Below are 14,707 nucleotides of genomic sequence, written 5' to 3'. Positions count from 1 at the left end.
CATGGACGCCATGGAGCTCCTTCCGTCGGCACACGTCGACACCTTCACCCGCGACAGCCTGCCGCCCGCCGCGCGGTGGCCCCGGCTCCGGTACGACCTCGGCGCCCCGCGCTACCCCGACCGCCTCAACTGCGGTGCCGAGCTGCTGGACGCGACCGTCGCCCGGCTCGGGCCCGGCCGGCCGGCGGTCCGCGACAAGGCCGGCACCGTCTGGACCTACGGCGGCCTCAAGGAGCGCGTCGACCGCGTCGCGCACGTGCTCACCGAGGACCTGGGCGTCGTCCCCGGCAACCGTGTGCTGCTGCGCGGCCCCACCACTCCCTGGCTGGCGGCCTGCTGGCTGGCGGTGATGAAGGCGGGCGCCGTCGCCGTGACCGTCCCGGCCGCCCAACGCGCCCGGGAACTCGCCGAGATGTGCCGCATCGCCCGCGTCACGCACGCCCTGTGCGACGCGCGGTCGGCCGGGGAGCTCGTCAAGGCGGCGGTGCCCTCCCTGCGGATGACGCTCTTCGGCGGCGGTTCACCCGGCGACCTGCTGCGTCGGGCGGCGGGCAAACCGCCATCGTACGATCCGGTGCCGACCTCCGCGGACGACGTCGCGCTCGTCGCGTTCACCTCCGGCACCACCGGACGCCCCAAGGGCTGCCTGCACTTCCACCGGGACGTGCTCGCCGTGGCCGACACCTTCTCCGCCCGCGTCCTGCGCCCCCGCCCGGACGACGTCTTCGGCGGCAGCCCGCCGCTCGGCTTCACCTTCGGCCTCGGCGGGCTCGTCGTCTTCCCGCTGCGGGCGGGCGCCTCGACGCTGCTCGCCGAGTGGTCCGGCGCGGGCGCGCTGCTCGCCGACGTCCAACGGCAGCGCGTCTCCGTCCTGTTCACCGCGCCGACCGCCTACCGGTCCATGCTCGAACGCGTCGGCGCGCACGACCTCTCGTCCCTGCGCCGCTGCGTCTCCGCCGGCGAGCACCTGCCGGCCGCGCTGTGGCACGCGTGGCGGCGGGCGACCGGGCTGCGCCTGATCAACGGCATCGGGACGACCGAGATGCTGCACATCTTCCTCTCCGCCGCGGACGACGACGCCCGCCCGGGCACGACCGGCCGCCCGGTGCCCGGCTACGAGGCACGCGTGATCGGCGACGACGGGACGCCCCTCCCCGACGGCACCCCCCCGGGCTGCTGGCCGTGCGCGGCCCCACCGGCTGCCGCTACCTCGCCGACGAGCGGCAGGCCGCGTACGTGCGCGACGGCTGGAACGTCACCGGCGACCGCTGCGTCCGCGACGCCGACGGGTACTTCACCTTCCTCGGCCGCACCGACGACCTGATCGTCTCGGCCGGGCACAACGTCGCCGGCGCCGAGGTCGAGGACGTGCTGCTGCGCCATCCGGACGTCCTGGAGGCGGCCGTCGTCGGGCGGCCGGACGAGCGGCGGGGCGCGGTGGTCGTCGCGCACGTCGTGCTGCGGTCGGGGGCGGTGCGCGACGCCGCGGCCGCCGAGCGGCTGCGGGAGTTCACCACAAAGGAGATCGCCCCCTACAAGTGCCCTCGCGAGATCGTGTTCCACGACGCGCTCCCGCGCACGCCCAACGGCAAACTCCAGCGCTTCCTGCTGCGTTCGGACGCCCCGCGCGCTCCTTTACAGTCTCCCCGTGACTGACCAGCAGCCGTCGCCCCACACCCCCCGCTCCCTGATCGTCTCCTTCTACGGCGCCTACGGACGCGGGGTGGCCGGGCGACCGGCCGGCCCGGTGCCGATCGCGGCCCTGATCCGGCTCCTCGGCGCGGCGGGCGTCGACGCGCCCTCGGTGCGGTCGGCCGTCTCCCGGCTCAAGCGACGCGGTCTGCTGACCGCGTCCCGCACGGCGGGCGGCGCGGCCGGGTACGGGCTGTCGGCCGCCGCACAGCAGCTGCTCTCGGACGGCGACCGGCGCGTCTACGCCCGGCCGGTGCCCTCCCGGCCCGGCCACCACGCCTGGCTCCTGGCGGTCTTCTCCGTCCCCGAACACGAGCGCCACAAGCGGCACTTGCTGCGCTCGCGGCTGGCGCGGCTGGGCTTCGGCACGGCCGCGCCGGGCGTGTGGATCGCGCCGGCCCACGTCCACGACGAGACCCGGCACACGCTGGAACGCCTCGGGCTCGCCGGGTACGTGGAGCTCTTCCGCGGCCGTCACCTCGGTTTCGAGCCGACGGCGGAGGCGGTGGCCCGCTGGTGGGACCTGGACCACCTCGCCCGCCGCCACCGGGCGTTCCTCGACGCCCACGAACCCGTCCTGCGCCGCTGGGCCCGCCGCCGCCCGCTCCCCGCGGAGGAGGCGTACCGGGACTACCTGCTGGCCCTGGACGCGTGGCGGCGCCTGCCGTACGCGGACCCGGGCCTGCCGGTGGCCCTGCTGCCGGAGGACTGGCCGGGGGTGCGGGCGGGCCGGGTGTTCCGGGGTCTGCACGGGCGGCTGCGGGACGCGGGGGAGGCGTTCGTGGCGACCGTCCTGGAGGAGCCCGTCAGCGGGCCCCCGGGCCGGCCCCGTGCAGGGTGAGTTCGTACGCCAACAGCGCCGCCTGCGTGCGGTTCTCGACGCCGAGCTTGGTGAGCGCGCGGGCGACGTACGTCTTGACGGTGGACACGCCCATGTACAGCCGGGCGGCGATCTCGGCGTTGCCGAGGCCCTGTCCGAGGAGGTCGAAGACCTGCCGCTCGCGTGTGCTGAGGCGGGCGACCCGGGCCCGCGCCCCGGCCGCGCGCCCGGCCTGCGGCGCGCCGTGGGCGAGGAGTTGCCGGGTGACGGTGGGCGACAGCACCGTACCGCCGGCGGCGACCGTGCGGACCGCGTGGAGGAGCTGCTCCGGGTTGAGCTGCTTCAGCAGGAATCCCGACGCGCCCGCGTGCAGGGCGGCGGTGATGTTCTCGTCCATGCCGAACGTGGTCAGGACGAGCACCTTGGGGGGAGCGGGCCGGGCGAGGAGGCGCCGGGTGGCGGTCAGGCCGTCGCAGCCGGGCATCTCGATGTCCATGAGCACGACGTCCGGGCGGTCCCGGTGGACCGCGTCGACGGCCTCGGTGCCGTCGCGGGCCTCCCCCGTGACCGTGATGTCCTCGCCGGTCTCGACGATGGCCCGGATTCCGGCGCGCACCAGGGCGTCGTCGTCGGCTATCAGGACACGGATCATGCGGTGCTCCTCGGTGCGGGGCTGAGGCGGGGTGTCAGGGTCGGGGGACGGGCAGCCGGGCCCGGAGGACGAAGCCCCCGCCGGGTCCGGGCGCCGCGGTGAGGGTGCCGCCGGCGGACCGGACCTCGTCGCGGAGCCACGCCAGTCCGTTGCCGGTGCCGGGCAGCGGGTCGCCGCCCGGTGGCGGCGGCTCGTTGGTCACGGCGACGGTCGTCTCCGACTCGTCCTGGTCGATGCGGATGCCGACGGCGGCGCCGCGGGCGTGGCGGGCGGCGTTGCTCAGGCCCTCGGCGACGACCTTGTAGGCGAGGTCCTGGGCGGCCGGGTCCGGGGGGATCCGGGAGATCCGGACGTCGACGGTGACGGGGTGCCCGCCGCTGCGGTACCGGCCGATCACCGGGGCGAGGTCCGCCAGGGCGTACCGGCGGCCGTCCGGGGGCGCGTCGCCGGGGTCGGGTGTCTTCGCGAGCGCGACGATCTCCCGCAGGGCCTCGACGGCGTCGCGCCCCGCGTCGGAGATCAGCCGGCAGCGCTCCTTGACCGGTTCGGGGGCGTCCTTGCGGACCGCGATGGCCCCGGCCTGGAGGACCATGACCGTGATCTGCCGCCCGACCCCGTTGTGGATGTCGCGGACGAGCCGCTCGCGCTGGCGCAGGGCCGCCTCGCGGAGCCGGCCCTCCTGCAACCGGTCCTCCTGCGCGCGCCGTTCGGCGGCGAGCGCGGCCATGCGCGCGTTCGTCCTGGCCAGGTGGCCCAGGAGCACCGGGACCAGGACGACGAGCGCGCCGCCGGAGAGGGTGGCCTCCGGGTGGGGCGCGTGGGCGGCCAGGGCCTCCGGCGTCACCACCGCGAAGACCAGGGAGACGAGCACCAGGGCCGCGGCCGGTGCCCGGCGGCCCTGGCGGACGGCGGTGTAGCAGGCCACGGTGGTGCTCAGCAGGTGGCCGGTGATCACGACGCCGGCGGCGGAGACCGCGCAGTAGGGCAGGAGGAGCCGCTCGCGCCACACCGTCGCGACGGCGATGGCGAGGGCGGACAGCAGGCCGGCCGTCCGGTGCTGCACCAGTCCCGCGTGCGGCACGGCCAGGGCGATCTCGACGAGCGGGATGCCGTAGAGGACCGCCAGGACGGGGTTCTTCCACCGGCTGCCGCACAGGGCGGCGTACCACTCCGGGCCTCGGCCGCGGTGCTGCTCGGGCATGGAATGCGCACGCCTTTCACACAATGTCCGGATCGGTGGTGAAGCCTAACCTCCGGACGGGGCCGCCGGAAGCGGCCCCGGCAGGGTTCCTCAGCGGCCCCGCTGGTCCCGGACGAGCTCGCTGAAGATCCGGTCCCGGTCCCGCTCCGGGTCGCGGAAGGCTTCCTCGACGGGGAAGTACCGCTTCTGCATCGCGCGCACGTCGTCCTCGGACAGGGTGGTGCGGCCCCGGGCGGACAGCGCCGCGCGCACCTCGGCGAGCTTGTCCTCGGTCATCTTCCGCCAGCGCGCCTGGCGGCGGGTGAGCTCGGCCTGTCCCCAGACCCGGGCGCCGCTCGCGCGGAACTCGTCCTCGGAGATCCTGCCGATCAGCTTGTCCAGGTACGGCTTCGCGCTCTTCTCGACGAACCGGTCGTTGAAGGTGTCGAAGCCGCTCCTCCCGTCCTTGCCGGGCTTGAGGACCCTGGCGAAGGCGCCGGCGGCGACCGTGACGATCTGCTCCCCGTACAGGGCGGTGCGGGCGTCCTGCTGCTCCCACACCTTGGTGTCGATCCTCTTCCTCAGCGCGGACTCGTGGGCGTCGATGCGCCGTTCGTCCTCCGCGGAGGCGGCGCGGGCCCGGGACCGCTCGGCGATCCGCGCGACGGCCGCCTTCTTGGCGGCGGCCCACTTCTTCAGGGTGACCACGTCGGCCGCGAGGACGCGCTTGAACTTCTCGTCGAGCTGGGGGAAGAGCTTCTCCAGCGCCTGTCCCTCGAGGCGGTGGCGCCACTGCTCGTCGCGGTGGGCCACCAGGTCCCCGACGGCCTTGTCCCACTGGCCGCGGTCGTGGTCGAGCCGCTTCTGCCCGGCGATCCACCCGGCGACCTCGTTGTAGACGAGCTGGGCCAGCTGCTCGGCGAGCAGGGCGGGTTCGAGGAGCGGGGCGAACTCGGGCTGGGCGGTCATGGCGACCTGGAGCCCTTCGGCGACCGAGTCGAAGGCGAGGTTGGCGTAGTCGCCGGACTTCACGTCCTCGGCGACCGCGTAGCCGGTGGCGGCGATGCCGACGAACGGCAGCGCCTTCGCGCCGAGTTCGGCGGCGCGGCCGGCCTCGGCGCCGACCCGGGCGAGCAGGCCCGTGTCGGTCGTCAGCTCGTGCGCGGCCCGGAGGTCGCGCTCGAAGGCCTCGCCCACGCGGGCGGAGAACGTCTCGAAGTCCCCGGCGGAGAGCCCGGCGTTCCCGGCGTCGTTCAGGACCTTGCCGGTCTCGCGCAGTGGCGACAGCAGGGCCTTGGGGTTCTTCTCGAACTCCGCCAGGGAGGTGACGTATTCGACGTCGTCGCCGTGCGCGCGCAGCCGTTCCCGGTGGGTACGGGCGATGTCCGCGCTGCACGAGGCGGCCGGGGCCGAGCGCTTGGCCCTGCCGGACGGGGCGGCGGGCGCGCACACGCCGCTGCCGCCGGGCCAGCCCTTGCCGGCGAGCCACTGGCTCACACCGGGTGCGGCGGGGTCGTCGATCCCCTCGATGAAGAGGTACTTCCGGGGGATGTCGCCCTTGTACGCCCAGGCGCCGTTGGAGGAGGGGCCGCCGAGCGGGCCGCCCCCGGCGTCCCCCTTGAGCGTGCCGCCGAGGAGCCGGCCGTCCTTCTTGAGCGCGTCCCAACGGATCTTGACCCTGACGGCGTGCCGGTCGGCCACGTCGCCGGCGGGCGCCCCGCCGGCCTTGCTCCGGTAGAAGGCCTCGCGGTCCTCCAGGGCGTTGGCGCCCTCGATGCCCTTCTTCGAGGAGTCCCACATGAAGACGTGCTCGTGGTGGGCGTTGTCCACGTACCCCGGGGGCAGGTTCCTCAGCTCGGCCGCCACGTCCTTGCCCTCGGCGAGCCAGCGGCTCTTCGTGGTCTGCAGGCCGTTGCGGTGCAACGACTCGCGCAGCCGGCGCAGATCGACCTGGTCACGCGGTCTCTTGTCGATGACGATGTGGGTGTACTCGTCGGCGTACGTCTGCCCGACGGCGGCCGCCCCTCCCGTGTCACCGGGCGGGACGGCGCCGGCGGTGCCCTCGCCGATGACGGCCAGCACCACGGCCGAGGCCATGACGGTGGTTATCACGCGGGGGACGGCACGCCGGTGTCGTGGGTTGCGCATGGTCTTCCTCTGCCTGGAGCGGTGGGGGCCGCCGGAGGACGTCCGTCTCCTCCGCACGGGCCGGAATCCGGCGCTCCGAATGCTTCCACCCGGCGCGGCGGGGCGCTGTCGTCCAGGGGTACCTCCGGTGTCCTCCGGAGGACGACACGCCTCCTCCCGCGGGTGGTCCCTACAGCCGCCGTCCCGTGGGCGGCTTGCGGCTGCCGGCCCGGTAGGGCGCGGGCCACTCGACGCCGGGGCCCGTGTACCCCTGGTCGGCGGCGGCGTGCAGCGTCCAGTGGGGGTCGTAGAGGTGCGGCCGTCCCACCGCGCACAGGTCGGCGCGGCCGGCCAGGATCAGCGAATTCACGTCGTCCCAGGAGGAGATCAGCCCGACGGCGATCACCGGGACGCCCGCCTCGCGCCGTATCCGTTCGGCGAACGGCGTCTGGTAGGAGCGCCCGAACGCCGGGCGTTCGTCCGGTACGACCTGGCCGGTCGAGACGTCGATCGCGTCCGCGCCGTGCTCGGCGAAGGCCCGCGCGACGACGACCGCGTCGTCGGCGGTGACGCCCCCGTCGGCCCAGTCCGTCGCGGAGATCCGTACGGTCATGGGCCGTTCGGCCGGCCACACCTCGCGCACGGCGTCGAAGACCTCCAGCGGGTAGGCGAGCCGGGCGCCGAGTCCGCCGCCGTAGGCGTCGTCGCGGTGGTTGGTCAGCGGGGAGATGAAGGACGAGAGGAGGTAGCCGTGTCCGCAGTGCAGCTCCAGCAGGTCGAACCCGGCGCGCGCGGCGGAGGCGGCGGAGGCGGCGAACTCGTCGCGGATGCGGTGGAGTTCGGGGACGGTCAGGGCGTGCGGCACCTGGTTCACGCCCGGCCGGTAGGGCAGCGGGGACGGTCCGGCCACCGGCCAGTTGCCCTCCTCCAGCGGCTGGTCGATGCCCTCCCACATGAACTTCGTGGAGCCCTTGCGCCCGGAGTGCCCGAGCTGCACGCCGATGGCCGTCCCGGGCGGCACCGGGTGGCCGTGCACGAAGTCCGTCACGCGCCGCCACGCGGCCTCGTGCGCGGGCGCGTACAGCCCCGTGCACCCCGGGGTGATGCGCCCGCGCTCGCTCACGCACACCATCTCGGTCATCACCAGCCCCGCTCCGCCCAGGGCCCGGGCGCCCAGGTGGACGAGGTGGAAGTCGCCGGGCACGCCGTCCACCGCGGAGTACATGTCCATGGCGGAGACGACGACGCGGTTGCGCAGCGTCAGGCCGCGCAGCCGGAAGGGGGTGAACATCGGCGGTGTGCCGGGCGGGATCCCCGCCTCCTCCTCGACGGCGGCGACGAACGCGGGGTCGCGCAGCCGCAGGTTGTCGTGGGTGACGCGGCGGCTGCGGGTGAGCAGGTCGAAGGCGAACCGCCGGGGCGGCTGGTCCCGCCGCATCGCCAGCTCCTCGAACCACTCCAGGCTGGCGCGGGCCGCCCGCTGGGTGGATGCGACGACCGGCCGCCGCTCGGCCTCGTACGCCGCCAGCGCCGCGGGGACGTCCCCGAGGTCGTCCAGCCGCCGGGCCAGGGAGAGGGCGTCCTCGACGGCCAGTTTGGTGCCCGAGCCGATGGAGAAGTGCGCGGTGTGGGCGGCGTCGCCGAGCAGCACCGTACGGCCGTGGGACCAGCGCTCGTTGGTGACCGTGCGGAAGGCGGTCCAGGCCGACCGGTTGGAGCGCAGCGGCGCCCCGCCCAGCACGCCGGAGAAGATCTCGCCGCACGCCTTGAGCGTCCCGGCCTCGTCCAGCCGGTCGAAGCCGGCGCGGCGCCAGACCTCCTCGCGCATCTCGACGATGACGGTGGAGGCGTCGGGGGCGTAAGGGTAGCCGTGGAGCTGCATGACGCCGTGCTCGGTCTCGGCGATCTCGAAGCGGAAGGCGTCGAGCGCCAGGGGCGCGGAGAGCCAGATGTAGCGGCAGCGGTGGGTGGTGACGGTGGGGCGGAAGTGTCGGGCGTGGGCGGTACGGGTCCGGCTGTGGACGCCGTCGGCGGCGATCACCAGGTCGTGGTCGCGGGCGAGTTCGGCGGCGGGCGGGGCCTCGGCGCGGAAGCGGAGCCGGACGCCGAGGTCCTGGCAGCGCGCGTGGAGGATCTCCAGCAGCCGGCGCCGTCCCAGGGCGGCGAAGCCGTGGCCGCCGGAGCGCAGCCGCCGGCCGCGGTGGACGACGTCGATGTCGTCCCAGCGGACGAACTCCCGGCGCAGCGCGGCGTAGACCGCGGGGTCGGCGTGTTCGATGCCGCCGAGGGTCTCGTCGGAGAGGACGACGCCGAAGCCGAAGGTGTCGTCGGGGGCGTTGCGCTCCCAGAGGGTGATCTCCCGTTCGGGGGCGTCGCGCCGGAGGAGGGCGGCGGCGTAGAGCCCGGCGGGGCCGCCGCCGATGACGGCGATCCTCGCGGCGGTCACCGCCCGCGCCACTTCGGGGGGCGCCCGGAGGTGAAGGCGGCGTGGAACTCGGCGTAGTCGGCGCTGTTCATCAGCAACGCCTGGGTGGCGGCGTCCAGTTCGACGGCGGCGGAGAAGGGCATGTCGAGTTCGGCGGCGAGCAGGGCCTTGGTCTGGGCGTGGGCGAGGGCGGGACCCTCGGCGAGGCGGCGGGCGAGGGCGGCGGCCGCGGTGTGCGCCTCGCCCTCGGGCACCAGCTGGCTGATGAGGCCGATGCGTTCGGCCTCGGCCGCGCGGACGGTGTCGCCGAGCATGAGCAGCCGGGTGGCGTGGCCGAGGCCGACGACGCGGGGCAGCAGGTAGGCGGCGCCCATGTCGCCGCCGGAGAGGCCGACGCGGGTGAAGAGGAAGGCGAAGCGGGCGGTGGGGTCGGCGACGCGGAAGTCCGCGGCGAGCGCGAGCACCGCGCCGGCGCCGGCGGCGATGCCGTGCAGGGCGGCGACGACGGGGAAGGGGCACTCGCGCAGCGCCCGGACGGCCTGGCCGGTCATGCGGTTGAAGTCGAGGAGCCGGCCGGTGTCCATGGCGAGGGTGGCGCCGATGATCTCCTCGACGTCGCCGCCGGAGCAGAAGCCGCGTCCCTCGCCGCCGAGCACGAGGGCGCGGACGGATCCGTCGCGGGCCAGTTCGGGGAGCAGGTCGCGCAGGTCGGCGTAGGCGCCGAAGGTGAGGGCGTTGAGCCGTCCGGGGCGGGCGAGGGTGACGGTGGCGACGCCGCCGTCGCGGGTGAGGCGCAGATGGCGCCACGCCTCGGTGGTGGACGCGGAGCCGGTGAACGGGCTCATCGGGCACGGCCTCCTTCAGCCTGGGGGTCCCCTGCCCGGGCGGAGCCGGGCGCGGGGGACGGCCGGTGCGGTGCGTGCCCGATGAAGCTATCACCGAAGTGTGACTGTCGTCACGAGTGCGCGATGGGAAGGGCGGCCTCCCCCGCGGTCCCGGCGGGGCCGGTGCGGGCGAGGCAGGAGACGAGCAGCGCCTTGATGGTGTGCATCCGGTTCTCCGCCTGGTCCCAGACGACGGAGTGGACGGACTCGAAGACCTCGTCGGTGACTTCGAGCGAGGTGAGGCCGTGCCGTTCGTGGATCTCGCGGGCGACGGTGGTGCCGAGGTCGTGGAAGGCGGGCAGGCAGTGCAGGAACTTCACGGCGGGGTTGCCGGTGGCGCGCAGCACGTCCATGGTCACCGCGTAGGGGGCGAGCAGGGCGATGCGCGCGTCCCACACCTCCTTGGGCTCGCCCATGGAGACCCAGACGTCGGTGGCGACGAAGTCGGCGCCGGCGACCCCTTCGGCGACCTCCTGGGTGAGGGTGATGCGGGCGCCGCTCCAACGGGCGAGCTTGCGGGCGCGCTCGACGACGGCGGGGGCGGGCCACAGCTCCTCGGGGGCGACGATGCGGACGTCCATGCCGAGCAGGGCGCCGGTGACGAGGTAGGAGTTGCCCATGTTGTAGCGGGCGTCGCCGAGGTAGGCGAGGGCGACGTGCTCCAGGGGCTTGGCGGTGTGCTCGGACATGGTGAGGACGTCGGCGAGCATCTGGGTGGGGTGCCACTCGTCGGTCAGCCCGTTGAAGACGGGCACCCCGGCGTACTCGGCGAGCTCCTCCACGACGGCCTGGCCGTGCCCCCGGTACTGGATGGCGTCGAACATCCGGCCGAGCACCCGCGCGGTGTCCTTGACCGACTCCTTGTGCCCGAGCTGCGACCCGGCGGGGTCGAGGTAGGTGGTCCGGGCGCCCTGGTCGGCGGCCGCGACCTCGAAGGCGCAGCGGGTGCGGGTGGAGGTCTTCTCGAAGACGAGGGCGATGTGCCGCCCGCCGAGCCGGGGCACCTCGGCGCCCGCGCGCTTGGCCGCCTTGAGCTCCGCCGCCAGCTCGATCAGGCCGTGGAACTCCTCGGCGGTGAGGTCCGTTTCCTTGAGCAGACTGCGGCCCGCGAGGTCTGTGGCCATGAGGACTCCCTGGAACTCTATGCGGCTGGTCGCAATATTATGCACTCCCGGTCCCGCCGGTCCCCCCGACGGGGTCCCTCTCCACCGGGCAGCTCATGCAGCGCGGCCCGCCCCTCCCCCGCCCCAGCTCGCTGCCGGGGATGGTGATGACCTCGATTCCATGCTTGCGCAGGAAGGTGTTGGTCGTCGCGTTGCGCTCGTACGCGACGACGACGCCGGGCTCTATCGCCAGCACGTTGCACCCGTCGTCCCACTGCTCCCGCTCGGCCTCGTGCACGTCCTGGCGGGCGGTGAGCACCCGGATGGAGTCCAGCCCGAGGGCGGCGGCGATGGCGCGGTGCATGTGCTCCGGCGGGTGGTCGGTGACCTTCAGCTCGCGCTCGCCGACGCCGGGTTCGATGGTGTAGGAGCGCAGCATGCCCAGCCCCGCGTACTGGGTGAAGGTGTCGCCGTCCACCATGGTCATCACGGTGTCGAGGTGCATCTGCGCGCGCCGCTTGGGCATGTCGAGCGCCACGATCGTGCGCGCCGAGCCGGCCGCGAAGAGCCGGTGGGCCAGCATCTCCACGGCCTGCGGGGTGGTGCGCTCGCTCATGCCGATGAGCACGGCGCCCTCGCCGATGACGAGCACGTCCCCGCCCTCGATGGTGGACGGGTAGGCGGCCTGCCCCTCGGACCAGATGTGGAAGCCGCCGCCGGCGAAGAGCGGATGGTGCCGGTAGACGGCCTCGTAGTGCACGGTCTCGTGCCAACGGGCGGGCCAGCGCATGGCGTTGATGCACACGCCGTCGTAGACCCAGGCCGAGGTGTCGCGGGTGAAGAGGTGGTTGGGGAGCGGGCCGATGAGGAAGTCGTCGAGGTCCATCACGTGGAAGCGGACGGAGACGGGCTCGGCGTGGCGCTCCAGGAACTCGCGCTTGGTCATCCCGCCGACGAGCCACGAGGTGAGCTCCTGCGCGGGCATCCCCTCGAACGCCGCGCGCAGGTGGCCGGTGGCCAGGGGGCCGTACTCCTTCTCGTCGAAGACCCGGTCCAGGACCAGGGAGCGGGCGGCGGGCGCGACGAGGCTCTCCGCCAGCAGGTCCTGGAAGAGGTGCACCTCGACGCCGCGCTCGCGCAGCACGTCGGCGAACCCGTCGTGCTCGGCGCGGGCGCGGCGCACCCACAGCACGTCGTCGAAGAGGAGGGCGTCCTTGTTGGACGGGGTGAGCCGCTTCAGTTCGAGGTCGGGGCGGTGGAGGATGACGCGTCGCAGCCGCCCGGCCTCGGAGTCGACATGGAATCCCATCCCCCCATCCTCACCTGATCCGGCCGTCTTCACCCCGGCCGCCGCGGCGGAATGTGAGGGCGGCCGCGAGCGCGAGCGCCGCCGTGGCCGCGGCGAAGACCCAGCCGGCGCGCAGCGTGCCCAGGCCCAGCCGGTGGGCACCGCCGCCCAGGCCGACGAGGACGGCGACGCCGAGGGCGGTGCCGGCCTGCCGGGAGACCATCAGCACCCCGGAGCCGAGCGACATCCGGCGCTCGGGCAGCCGCCCGGCGGCGGCGAACATCACCGACTGGCACAGCGCGGTGCCGACGCCGGCGAGGACGAGCCCGGGCAGCAGCGCCGCGGCGTAGTGCGCGCGGTCGCCGACCGCGGCCAGCCACCACAGCGGGGCCGCGGTGAAGCACAGCGCGCCGAAGGCCGCGGCGGCCCGGTCGCCCACGGCCGCCACGATCCGGCCGGAGAGCGCCGAGACGGCCAGCACCGTGCACGGCCAGGGCGCGAGGGCCTGTCCCGTGCGGCGGACGCTCCAGCCCCACACGTCGGAGCAGAGCGTGGACGCCGCGAGCAGCATCGCGGAGTAGGCGAGGAAGTAGGCGAACAGCCCGAGGGCCGCCGCGGTGAACCCGCGGGTGGCGAACAGCCGCGGATCGACGACCGGTTCGCGCACACGCCGCACGTGCCGCACGGCGAGCGCCGCGGCCAGCACCCCGGCGGCGAGCGTGCCGAGCGTCGCGGACGAGGTGCGGCCCCAGTCGCCGGCCTCCACGACGGCGGTCGTCAGGGCGCCGACGGCGACGAGCACCAGCACCGTGCCCAGCGGGTCGCGGCCCTGCCCGAGCCCGGGGGCGGGGTCGGGCAGCAGCCGGACGCCGGCCGCCAGCGCGGCCAGCACCACCGGCACGTTGATCAGGAAGACCCACCGCCAGTCGGAGGCGGCGAGGACACCGCCGAGCACCGGCCCGCCGCTGGCCGCCAGCGCGCTGATGGCCGTCCAGGCACCGACGGCCGTGGCGCGCCCGGCGGCCGGGAAGGCGGGCAGCGCCAGGGACAGGGACGTGGGGACGAGGACGGCCGCGCCGACGCCCTGGACGATCCGGGCGGCGACGAGCCAGCTCAGCCCGGGGGCGAGCCCGCAGCCGACGGACGCCAGCCCGAACAGGGCCAGCCCGAGGAGGAACGAGCGCCGCCGGCCCGCCGTGTCGGCCAGCCGGCCGGCCGGGACGAGCAGCGCCGCGAGGACGATCGTGTAGCCGTTGAGCACCCAGGACAGCCCGGCCGCGGACGCCGAGGAGAACTCCTCGCCGATCACCGGGAAGGCGACGTTGACGGCGGAGACGTCGAGGACGGCGAGGAACTGCGCGGCGGACGCGACGGCGAGGACCGCCCAGCGGCGGGGATCGGCGGCGGCCGGGGCGGCCGCCCGCGAGGACGGCCGGCCGGCGGAAAGGATCTTCATGCGCTCCAGCATCCGGGGACCGCCGCCTCCGGACGAGTGGCAGGAACGACACCAGCCGGTACATTACCGCCATGCCCTCGATCGCTGTCGCCGTCACCGACGGCATGCCGTTCTTCGAACTGGCCATCCCCTGCCACATCTTCGGCGGCGACCGGATGGACGTCCCCGACCCCTGGTACGACCTGCGGGTCTGCACCGTGGGCACGGAGCGGGACGGCGACGCGCGGGCCCGCTCCTGGTTCCGCGCGCGGACGCCCTACGGGGCGGAGGACCTGCTCAGCGCCGACACCGTCCTGGTGCCCGCGTCGGCCGACGTCCACGGCGACCCCCCGCCCGCACTGGTCGAGGCCCTGCGCGAGGCGCACCGGCGCGGCGCCCGCCTGGTGTCGCTGTGCTCGGGCGCGTTCACCCTGGCCGCCACCGGGCTGCTGGACGGGCGGTCCGCGACCACGCACTGGGCCTACGCCCGGCTCCTCGCCGAACGCCACCCCGCCGTACGGGTGGACCCGGCCGTGCTCTACGTCGACCACGGCGACGTGGTCACCGGGGCGGGCTCGACGGCGAGCATCGACGTGTGCCTGCACCTGGTCCGCGAGGACTTCGGCGTGGAGGCGGCGAACGCCGTGGCCCGGCAGCTCGTCGCCCCCGCCCACCGGCCGGGCGGGCAGGCCCAGTTCATCGAGGCGCCGCTGCCCGAGCGCACGGACGACTCGCTGGCCCCGCTCCTGCACTGGGCGGTGGAACATCTCGCGGACCCGCTGACCGTCGCCGGCCTGGCCCGCCGCGCCCACACCAGCCCCCGCACCCTGGCCCGCCGCTTCCGCGCCGCGACCGGGACGACGCCGATGCAGTGGCTCCAGGCCCAACGCGTCGCCCCTGCCCGCGAGTTGCTGGAGAGCACCGACGTCCCGGTGGAACGCGTGGCGCAGCTGTGCGGCCTGGGAACGGCGGCCAACCTCCGCCGCCGCTTCACCAAGCTGGTGGGCGTGGCCCCCCACGACTACCGCAGGACGTTCCGCAGCGGGCGGGCGGCGTAGCCGGTGGCGCGGGAGGGGCGGGGTCCCAGGGTCCGGCGCGGGG

10 protein-coding genes and 1 pseudogene are annotated in these 14,707 nt (G+C 74.9%); 3 read left to right on the top strand and 8 right to left on the bottom strand.

Annotated features, from left to right (window positions below; translation table 11 throughout):
• Window positions 1–10 precede the first annotated feature (10 nt).
• Both AC230_RS01020 and AC230_RS01015 read left to right on the top strand, forming a co-directional pair.
• A pseudogene (locus AC230_RS01020) lies at window positions 11–1,656 on the top strand (AMP-binding protein).
• Window positions 1,649–2,533, top strand: a complete 885-nt coding sequence (locus AC230_RS01015; RefSeq protein WP_049714015.1) for a PaaX family transcriptional regulator — start codon at window positions 1,649–1,651, stop codon at window positions 2,531–2,533. Before AC230_RS01020 ends, AC230_RS01015 begins: the two are co-directional and overlap by 8 nt.
• Here the strand turns inward: AC230_RS01015 and AC230_RS01010 are convergent.
• The 8 genes from AC230_RS01010 to AC230_RS00975 all read right to left on the bottom strand — a co-directional run bounded on the left by AC230_RS01010 (window position 2,499) and on the right by AC230_RS00975 (window position 13,627).
• Window positions 2,499–3,164: a response regulator transcription factor gene (locus tag AC230_RS01010; protein WP_049714014.1), complete on the bottom strand. Its 666-nt coding sequence runs from the start codon at window positions 3,162–3,164 to the stop codon at window positions 2,499–2,501. The genes AC230_RS01015 and AC230_RS01010 overlap by 35 nt on opposite strands.
• 34 nt (window positions 3,165–3,198) lie before the next feature.
• Entirely contained in the window at window positions 3,199–4,365 is a 1,167-nt protein-coding gene (locus tag AC230_RS01005; protein WP_049714013.1) for a sensor histidine kinase, read from the bottom strand.
• Window positions 4,366–4,455: 90 nt separating this feature from the next.
• On the bottom strand, window positions 4,456–6,456 hold the full coding sequence (locus tag AC230_RS01000; RefSeq protein WP_157868472.1) for a hypothetical protein: 2,001 nt from the start codon (window positions 6,454–6,456) through the stop codon (window positions 4,456–4,458).
• A 205-nt stretch (window positions 6,457–6,661) separates the two neighbouring features.
• On the bottom strand, window positions 6,662–8,929 hold the full coding sequence (locus tag AC230_RS00995; RefSeq protein ID WP_078870853.1) for a bifunctional salicylyl-CoA 5-hydroxylase/oxidoreductase: 2,268 nt from the start codon (window positions 8,927–8,929) through the stop codon (window positions 6,662–6,664).
• The gene (locus AC230_RS00990; protein WP_049714011.1) at window positions 8,914–9,741 is read right to left on the bottom strand and encodes an enoyl-CoA hydratase family protein; all 828 of its coding nucleotides are present in this window, start codon (window positions 9,739–9,741) and stop codon (window positions 8,914–8,916) included. Before AC230_RS00990 ends, AC230_RS00995 begins: the two co-directional genes overlap by 16 nt.
• Before the next feature lie 110 nt (window positions 9,742–9,851).
• Window positions 9,852–10,904 carry an ornithine carbamoyltransferase gene (gene argF, locus AC230_RS00985; protein WP_049714010.1) on the bottom strand — a complete coding sequence of 351 codons (1,053 nt, stop codon included), beginning with the start codon at window positions 10,902–10,904 and terminating at the stop codon, window positions 9,852–9,854.
• 37 nt (window positions 10,905–10,941) lie between these two features.
• Window positions 10,942–12,192 (bottom strand): arginine deiminase, encoded by a 1,251-nt coding sequence (locus AC230_RS00980; protein WP_049714009.1) that lies wholly within the window; start codon window positions 12,190–12,192, stop codon window positions 10,942–10,944.
• A gap of 10 nt (window positions 12,193–12,202) precedes the next feature.
• Window positions 12,203–13,627 (bottom strand): MFS transporter, encoded by a 1,425-nt coding sequence (locus AC230_RS00975; RefSeq protein ID WP_049714908.1) that lies wholly within the window; start codon window positions 13,625–13,627, stop codon window positions 12,203–12,205.
• Window positions 13,628–13,698: 71 nt separating this feature from the next.
• Here AC230_RS00975 and AC230_RS00970 point away from each other — a divergent pair, with 71 nt between their 5' ends.
• Window positions 13,699–14,664, top strand: a complete 966-nt coding sequence (locus tag AC230_RS00970) for a GlxA family transcriptional regulator (protein ID WP_049714008.1) — start codon at window positions 13,699–13,701, stop codon at window positions 14,662–14,664.
• Window positions 14,665–14,707 lie beyond the last annotated feature (43 nt).

The sequence above is a fragment of the Streptomyces caatingaensis genome (assembly GCF_001187435.1).
GTDB classification, from domain to species: domain Bacteria; phylum Actinomycetota; class Actinomycetes; order Streptomycetales; family Streptomycetaceae; genus Streptomyces; species Streptomyces caatingaensis.
Note: the sequence above shows the minus strand (reverse complement) of the source record. Positions and strands in the feature narration are given on the sequence as shown.